General features: G+C 68.5%; 4 protein-coding genes and 2 pseudogenes. 3 read left to right on the plus strand and 3 right to left on the minus strand.

All coding sequences use genetic code 11. From position 1 onward, the window contains the following. Both AB7U92_RS15715 and AB7U92_RS15720 read left to right on the plus strand, forming a co-directional pair. Positions 1-752, plus strand: a pseudogene (locus AB7U92_RS15715) (hypothetical protein); the annotation flags it as partial. 64 nt (positions 753-816) lie between these two features. Continuing rightward, a complete protein-coding gene (locus AB7U92_RS15720; RefSeq protein ID WP_428578731.1) occupies positions 817-1,218 on the plus strand; it encodes a hypothetical protein in 402 nt (133 codons plus the stop codon). Between the two features lie 10 nt (positions 1,219-1,228). Here AB7U92_RS15720 and AB7U92_RS15725 read toward each other — a convergent pair whose 3' ends face one another. The 3 genes from AB7U92_RS15725 to AB7U92_RS15735 form a co-directional block, all read right to left on the minus strand. Beyond that, complete coding sequence (locus AB7U92_RS15725) at positions 1,229-1,486, minus strand: winged helix-turn-helix domain-containing protein (RefSeq protein ID WP_428578734.1); 258 nt, start codon at positions 1,484-1,486, stop codon at positions 1,229-1,231. A gap of 89 nt (positions 1,487-1,575) precedes the next feature. Beyond that, positions 1,576-2,952, minus strand: coding sequence for an ATP-binding protein (locus tag AB7U92_RS15730; protein WP_428578737.1), 1,377 nt, complete (start codon positions 2,950-2,952; stop codon positions 1,576-1,578). Next, the gene (locus AB7U92_RS15735; RefSeq protein WP_428578740.1) at positions 2,933-3,625 is read right to left on the minus strand and encodes a response regulator transcription factor; all 693 of its coding nucleotides are present in this window, start codon (positions 3,623-3,625) and stop codon (positions 2,933-2,935) included. Before AB7U92_RS15735 ends, AB7U92_RS15730 begins: the two co-directional genes overlap by 20 nt. A gap of 330 nt (positions 3,626-3,955) precedes the next feature. Between AB7U92_RS15735 and AB7U92_RS15740 the strand changes: the two are divergent. Then, positions 3,956-8,930: pseudogene (locus AB7U92_RS15740) on the plus strand (hypothetical protein); the annotation flags it as partial.

Here is an 8,930-nt window from a genome sequence, read left to right on the forward strand (position 1 = left end):
GCGACGTCGACTTCCAGGGTTCCGCGGCCGCCTGGCTGAAACGGCGCAGCACCCACCCGGTGGCGCAGGGACGCGCCATCGTCGGGTGGTCGGCCGACCCGCGCCGCGTGATGCGGCCGCCGGCCGGCGTCACTCATGTGGTGCTCGACACACCGGGCGGCCTGCGCGGCCTCGACCTGGCCAAGGTGGTGATGACTGCCGACGCGCTGCTGATCCCGGTGTGCCACTCGGTATTCGACCGCGAGTCGGCGGCCGACTGCGTGGCCGAGCTGCGCCAGCTGCCGCGCGTGGCCAGCGGCCGCTGCCGCATCGGCGTGGTCGGCATGCGCCTGGATGGGCGCACCCGCGGCGAAGCCGTGCTCCGCGCATGGGCGCAGGAGCAGAGCCTGCCCTTCCTCGGCGCGCTGCGCGAGGCGCAGGCGTACGTGCGCTGCGCGGAGCAGGGGCTGACCATCTTCGACATGCCGCCGGCGAAGGTGCAGGCCGACCTGGACCAGTGGCAGCCCATCATGGAATGGCTGCGGCCGGTGATGGCCCTGCCAGTCGCAAAGGCGCAAGCCGAGGCCGAGGCGCCGGCGGTACCGTCCCCTGTTCGGCGAGAGGCGCCGCGGCGGCCGCGTTTCTCGCCGTCCACCGCGCAGGTGCCGCTGGGCGTGCTCGAGCGTCCGCGCCAGGGGCGGGCGTGGTGGCAGCGCCTGGTGGCCTGGTTCGGACACGCCCCGTCACGACGTCAGCGGCTCGGCGACGTCTAGACCGGCGCGAGCCGGTTCAGAATCCGGATTCGAGCGACCGCCGCCGCACGCCCAGGAGACCGTCATGCGCACCGCCAGCTGCCTCGTTCTGATGCTCGCCGCCTTGGCCGCGGTCGACGCCGAAGCCCACAGCCGCCATGGCCGCTGGTGGGGCGGCTTGAGCATCGGCATCGGCGTGCCGCTGTACATCGGCCCGCGCGTCGTCGACCCGTGGTACGGCTATCCGGCCCCCGTCGTCGTGGCGCCGCCGCCGGCGGTCTACGCGGAGCCGGCGCCGCTGCCCGCGAAGGCGCCTCCGGAGCCGATCTTCTACCCGGCCCGCGGCCAGTCGGCGGCACAGCTGGAGGCGGATCGCCAGGAGTGCAACCGCTGGGCCACCACCCAGCCGTCGGCCATGGCCGATGCGGGTGTCTTCCATCGCGCCACGCTGGCCTGCATGGACGCGCGCGGCTATACCTCGCGCTGAGCCGCTGCGCTCAGAGCTTCAGCCGGAAGCCGCGCCCGCGGATCGTCTCGATCGCGTCGCGCCCGAGCTTGCGGCGCAGGTTGTACAGGTGCACGGCGACGGCGTTGTCGCTGGCGGGCACGTTGTCCTTGCCGATCAGCTGCGCGATCTCTGCCCGCGCCACGGCGCGGCCGCTGCGGTCGGCCAGACGCTCGACCACGAGCCATTCCAGCGGCGTCAGATCGACCCGCTTGCCATCGACTGTGACGCGCTGATTCTCGAAGTCCACCTGGCGGGCTCCGTCCATGATGGAGCGGAGTCTCGCGAACCTCGCTTAAATGCCCATGAAGATGCGGCCCGGGCGCGGGCCGGGACGCTTCAGGTTTCGGCGACCGGGAAGCGCACCTGCACTCGCAGCCCGCCCAGGGGCGACTCGAGCAGCCGGATGATGGCCCGATGCGCCATCACCACCGACTGCACGATCGACATGCCCAGCCCGACCCCATCGCCGCCGCGGGCACCGAGCCGCTCGAATCGCTCGAACACCCGATCGCGGTTCTCGGCGGGAATGCCCGGACCGGAATCATCGATCGTCAGCGTGATCGTGTCGCCATCGCGCCGGGTGCTGACGACGACCCGTCCGCCGCTGGGCGTGTAGCGGATCGCGTTGCCGAGCAGGTTGCGCAGCAGCAGAAGCACGCCCAGTTCCATGGCAACGATGCGCGGCTCGAGAAAGTCGGCCTCGAGCGACAGGCCGCGTCGCTGCGCCAGGTCCCCCAGGTCGCCGAGAACGGTCTGATACAGGCGCAGCACGTCCACCGACTTGCGCTGCAGCTCGGCCTGAGAGGCCGCGCTTTCCATGCGGGCCAGGTCCAGCTGCTGATCCAGCAGGTGGGACGCACGGTCGACGCCCGCCATCACCAGCGCGAGCGACTGGGCCAGCTCCTGGGGCGAGGATGCCGTGGCGGCAATCTGCGCCTGAGCGCGCAGGCCGGCCAGCGGCGTTCGCAGCTCATGCGCCGCCACGGCCGTGAAGCCGCGCTCAAGCGAAAGCGTGCGATTGATGCGTTCGAACAGGGCATTGATGGAATTCAGCATCGGCTGCAGTTCCATCGGCGGGTTCTCCGCGACCACCGGCGTGAGGTCGATCGGGCTGCGCGCGCTCAGTTGCGCGGCCGAGGCGTCGATCGAGTGGAGCGAGCGGCGCAGCATCCACCAGGTGCCCGCAAAGATCAGCGAGATCGGCAGCACGAGAAAGCCGATGAAATAGACGCTCACGAGACCGAAGGCGGACTCACGTTCGTCCAGGCACTCGGCCACCTGGATCACCATTTCGCCGCCATTGCCCTCCATGGCGTAGACACGGAACTCCTCGTCGTCGATCGGCCGCGTCACGAAGCCGGTCTGCGTCAGCGGCATCATCGGCTCCGTCTTCGAAGCCTTGTAGCTGTGCAGCAGCAGCGTGCCGTGGCGGGTCCAGATCTGATAGCGGTAGCGCGAGCCGAGCGTGGCTGCAGTCTCGGCGTGCATCATCTCGGTGCGGCCATCGCCGAGGATTTCGGTGATCTCGTGCTCGGAGAAGGACAGCACCGTGCGAGCGAGGTCTTCGAGCCGCGAGTCGAGCAGCCGCTCATCCTCGTTCGCGGCGGCCCAGTACATGGCGGCGCTGCCGGCGAACAGGGTGGCCAGGATCGCCACCCCCGCGATCAGCAGCAGCCGTGCGCGCAGTGACCAGTCACGTCTTGTCAGACTCATTGCCCTTCTCCTCCGCCAGGTGGTAGCCGAGGCCACGCACCGTCTTGATCAGCCCGCGATCAAGCTTTCGCCGCAGGTGATGGATGTAGACCTCGACCGTGTTGCTGTCGACGTCGTCGCCCCATCCGTACAAGGCTTCCTCCAGACGTTCGCGCGAGACGATCTGGCCCTTCTTGCGAACCAGGGCCTCCAGCAGCCAGAACTCGCGGTTGGTCAGCGCGATCGGGCTGCCCTTCCAGATCGCGGTGCGGCGTGCTGGCTGCAGCTTCAGCTCGCCGTGGCTGAGCACGCTGCCATCGCCGGCGCGCGCCTGCTGGGCGCGCCGTGTGACCGCACGGACGCGGGCGGCCACCTCGTCGAGGTCCACGGGCTTGACGAGGTAGTCGTCGGCGCCCAGCTCGAGCAGCCGTAGCCGGTCCATCAGGCCTCCGCGGGCCGTGATGACCAGGGCCGACAGCCCCGGGTTGCGTTCGCGCAGCGCCTTCAGGCAGGTCTCCCCGTCCACGCCCGGCAGCCCCAGGTCGAGCAGCACGCAGTCATATTCCGCAGAGCGCATCGATGCGTTGAAGGCTTTGCCGTCGTCGATCCAGTCGACGGCATAGCCGGCCCGCTGCAGCGCCTTCTGAAGAGCGCTCGCGAACAGCGTGTCGTCGTCGACCATCAGGATGCGCATGACCGGATCGGCTTAGGGCATTGAGCGTGGTCAATTCTGCGTGACTTGTCCGCCGCTGCGAACCCCGCCGTGCGGGGTCGAGGGGGGCTGACTTAAGCACGCCTAAGGAGCGGCAGCGGACAAGCGGCCCGCGTTCCCCCCTGGCTGCGGGGGGCTGGGTAGGGACCCTACCGCAGATGGCGGGTGGCCGTGAAGCCGCAGCCACGCACCGCATTCATAGAGTGACCCCGAATCGTTGGCGTCGGCCCCATCCGGGACCGCCGCGGGCCAGTAGGGGGAATCATGGAAGCGACGTCCGTTCTGAAGCGTGGGATCCGTGCCGGTGCCGGCGTGACCCGGTGGCTGGTGGGCCTGGTCGGCCTGCTGGCCGTCTCGGCGCATGCCGTCACCATCAACGTCATCGATCCGAAGACCAAGGCGGCGCCCGAGGCGGGTGCGGACGGCCAGCCCTTCGGCTTCCGCTACACGATCGAGGAGGACGGCACCTACAACGTGGTGCCCGGCCAGACCGGCATTCCAGGCACGCCCGGCAGCGGCGACCCGACGCTCTCGCTCGGGTTCCATCGGAGCCACATGAAGGTGGTGAAGGTCGGTCATGCCAACGGCGCCTCGGTCAGCGTGCCCAACTGGACCCCGGAGCCGGGCAAGCGCTACTACGTCACCGTGATGCCGGACAACAAGAGCTTCGGCGCCAGCACGCCGTCCGGCTACACGATGAACGGCGCGCCGATCCTCTCGGACACGACCGTCACGGTGCCGGTCAACAGGCTGCCCTACAACACCGCACAGATCTCGGTGTTCGTGTTCGAGGACAACGGCCCGATCAACGGCGCTGCCGATTCCCCGGGGGGTGACGGCGAGCGTCCCCTGTGCGGCTTCGAGCTCCAGCTGTTCGAGGCCGGCGGTGCCTACGGCGCCTCGGGCGGTCGAGTCAACTACGACACCTTCGGCAACCCGCTGGGCACCGAATACGCGGGCCTGACCCCCGCGGGCGAGCCGAACGTCACCAAGCTCGGCTCCGGCCTGGTATTCGCCGACCGCAACGGCGTCGCACGCATCAAGAACCTCTCGCCGGCCAAGTACACGATCTTCTCGGTCGCGCCGCGCGAGAAGCCCGACGCCAAGCGCTGCAGCGCGCTCGACGCGAACGGCAACCCCACCACCACGCCGATCTGGGTCCAGACCGCGGCGCAGCTGAGCGCCGACCCCGCCATTCGCGCGCAGCAGATGGTCTGGGACATGACGATCGATGCCGCCGGCAACCGCTACGAGAACGAGCCCGCTCCCTACGACGGCGACTTCACCAAGTGGCACCAGACCACCACCATCGAAGGCACCTGGGGCGTCGATGCCTGGGTGAAGTCGGGCGAGCCGACCTTCTTCAAGGAGTTCGGCCCCCCGGGGCACCATGTGTGGCACGGCTGGGTGCGCCGCTTCAAGGACCGCACCGCGCTCAGCGGCGCCGGCGTCGTGCGAGGCACGGTCGTCAACACGCACATGTCGCGCCCGCCGGGCATCCAGTTCAAGAGCGGTGCGCCGATGACGGCGTGCTGGATCGGCATCAACGAGGTCACCGGCAACGGACTGGGCCGCGCGCTCTATGCCGACGCCTGCAACGCCGACGGCAGCTTCCGCGTGGCCGGCCTCATCCCGGGCAACCGCTATCAGCTGGCGGTGTGGGACGAGCCGCTGGACAACGTGATGGCCAACTACGAGTTCGTGGCGCCTGCCGACGGCAGCGTCCTGAACCTGCGTGACGTGCCGGTGTTCAGCTGGTTCAGCAACCTGCAGGGCAAGGTGTTCTACGACGCGCAGGGCGATGCCTTCCCGTTCACGGCCGGCGGAAATGCCAAGCCGGGCATCCCGAACACGACGATCAACATCCGCTTCCGTGACGGTTCCATCTACAACTCGACCGTCACCGACGACGAGGGCAACTACGAGTTCGCTGAAGTCTTCCCGTTCTTCAACTGGATGGTCGCCGAGCTCGACTTCACCCGCTTCAAGGCGCGCGGCGCGACCATCATCCCCGACAACGGTGGCGACGTGGTCGACCCGACCGCCCTGGCCATGCCCAGCGGTCTGTGGCCCGACGGCACCATGGCGCCGCAGATCGACCCGTTGACGAACAGGCCCTACCGCATCTTCGGTGGCCTGGACCCCAGCGGCCTGCCGGCCGCACCCAGCTCCGCCAACCTGCTGCAGGCGTTCCAGGGCTTCCTGGGGCAGACCAACGTCATCCACTGGGCGATGAGCGACTACAACCCGGCGGACAAGAACGACCACGGCGGCATCACCGGCGTCGTCCACTACGCCAGCACGCGGGCCGAGAACGACCCGCGGTTCACCGCCGCCGAGAACAACGAGCCGGGCATCCCGAGCGTCGAGATCCGGCTGTACAAGCTCGACAGCCAGAACATGGTGGTGAGCCCGACCCGCGGCACGATCGCACCGTCGCTGGCCAACGAGCAGGATGCCGTGCAGGTCGTCGTCTCCGACGACTGGAACAAGGCCGAGCCCGCCGGCTGTGTCGATCCGAATCCCTACAAGGATCGCTCGGGCAACACCTTCACCGACAAGTGCTACGACGGCATGCGCATCTGGAACCAGGTGCGTGACGGCGTGTTCGACGGCGGCTGGGCTTTCGTCGACTACTGCCCGAGCGGTGCACAGGTCGTGCGCAACAGCAGCAACGACTACGAAGGCACCACCTGTGCCGACGGCAGCGACCCCGTGGCCCTGCCGCCCGGCCGCTACATGACCGAAGGCGTTGCGCCGTACGGCTACGAGCACCAGAAGGAAGAAGACAAGAACGTCGACTTCGGCGACCTGCTCTCGCCCGGCACGCTGTCCAACCCGGCGATGTGCATGGGCTCGCGCAGCGAAGGCGTGACCTACGACGACAACGGCAACCCCGTGCCCATCCCGCTCGAGGTGCCCGAGTTCCTGACGATGTTCCCGGACGTCGAGATCCCGGCGCGCTATCGCGACCAGCCGGGTGCGCCGCGACCCTACTGCAACAAGAAGCTGGTCGTGCTGGCTCCGGGGATGAACCCGTTCTCCGACTTCTTCATGTTCACCAAGGCGCCGGTGAGCGGCCACATCGTGGGCATGATCCTCGACGACCTGGCCAACGAATTCGACCCGTACGCGCCGAGCTTCGGCGAGAAGTACGCGCCGCCGTTCATGCCGATCTCCATCCGCGACTATGCGGGCAACGAGATCAACCGGGTCTACTCCGACCGCTACGGCACCTACAACGCCGTGGTGCCGTCGACCTTCGCCTTCAATGTGCCCATGCCCTCGGGCGTGGCGCCGAACATGGTCAACGTGTGCCTGAACTCGCCGACCATGAAGGATCCGGTGACCGGGGCCACGGTCGTCGACCCGCACTACAACCCGCAGTACACGCAGTATTGCTACACCTTCCAGTACCTGCCCGGCAAGACGACCTATCTCGACACGCCGGTGCTGCCGATCGCGGCCTTTGCCGGCCCGTCGCAGTACGGCCTGGACGCCGAGCAGCCCGACGGCACGCCGGGGATCAAGATGGCGGGCACGGTGGCCAGCGCTGCGGCCACCAGCCTCGACGGCGGCCCCTGGGTTCCCACCACGGGCAACCGCCTCGTGCGCATCCAGTCGATGGGCAAGGTCAACGTGCCGAACCCGGCGTACGACAAGTCGGCCTACGACGACAACCCGAACCCGGCCCAGGTGCCGAAGACCATCGAACGCAACTTCGGCTTCGGCACGGCGCAGGGCACGGTTCGCCTGGTTCCGGCTGGCGGCGGCACGCCGGTGGCGCTGGACGTGCAGAGCTGGGCCGACGATGCCGTGACGGTCTCCATCCCGGCGTCGATCGACACGAGCGCGGAAGGCGGCACGATCGAGGTCGTCAAGAGCGACGGCCGCAAGTCGGTTCGCGGCGTGACGCTGCACGTGGGCACGACCAACATGCCGTCGGGCGCGCCCATCTACGTCGGTGCGACGCGCAGCTTCCAGACGATCCAGTCGGCCATCGACGCACCGTCCACCCGTGATGGCGACCTGATCATCGTCGACCCGGGCGTCTACGAAGAGGCACCGATCCTGTGGAAGCGCGTGCGCGTGCAGGGCTACGGCGCGCCGTCGACCATCGTCAACGCCTCCATGGGCGCGGAATACGTGCGCCAGGCGGCCTGGCGTGCCCGGGTCTGCGACCTGATCATGAACCCGCAGCCGATCAACGGCCAGCCGTCGCGCACCATGCAGGCCGCGCTGGTCGGCTCGCAGACGGTGCCGGCTGACCTGAACGCCTGCCTGACCGGTGACACGGTGGACAACGCGCCGCTGCTGTTCGGCACCGAGGAGGCTTCCGGCTTCTTCGTGCTGGCCAAGCCTTGCGCCACGGTGGGCGGCAACCAGAGCTGCGGCAACAGCGCGTACAACGCCGCGGCCACGCCGTTCGGCAGCACCAACAGCAGCACCCCGCGTGCCCTGCAGATCGACGGCTTCACCGTGACCGGCGCCGACACCGGCGGCGGCATCGTCGCCAACGGCAACGCCATCCAGCTGCAGATCTCCAACAACATCATCAAGGGCAACCAGGGCATCTACAACGGCGGCATCCGCATCGGTCACGCCGACATGTCGGCGGTGGTCAACGATCTCGAGCAGCCGGTGAACACCAACAACCCGCTGGTCAACATCCACCACAACGAGATCGTGATGAACGGCAACACCGCGGGCGACACCGCTGGCGGTGGCGGCGGCATCTCGATCTACACCGGTGCGCGCGGCTACCGCGTGGCCAACAACTACATCGCCGGCAACTACTCCACCGGCGACGGCGGCGGCATGGCGCACTTCGGCACCAGCGGCCCGATCAACTGCGGCAACAGCTTCCCGCAGGACAACCGCTCGGGCTCGAACTGCGTGAGCACGGTGTCGAACAACCAGTTCCGCTTCAACCAGTCGTTCTCGCAGGCCAAGTCGGCGCAAGGCGGCGGGCTGGCGGTGGTCGGCATCTACGACAACAACCAGGACAACGGGGTCACCTTCGGCACCGGCAGCATGGCCATCGTCAACAACGTGTTCCAGGGCAACCTGGCCGGTGCGGGCGACGGCGGTGGCATCGCCCTGGTCGGCGTGAACGGCTCGCTCGACGTCACCAACCGCAACCGCAACAGCTGGAACCGCGTCGACATCCTGGGCAACGTCATCACCAACAACGGTGCGGGCGTGGCCGGCGGCGGCATCTCGCTGCAGGACGCGGGCAACGTGCACATCGTCAACAACACGGTGTCGATGAACGACAGCTTCGCCA

This window comes from Piscinibacter sp., from assembly GCF_050175855.1.
Taxonomy (GTDB): Bacteria; Pseudomonadota; Gammaproteobacteria; order Burkholderiales; family Burkholderiaceae_C; genus Piscinibacter.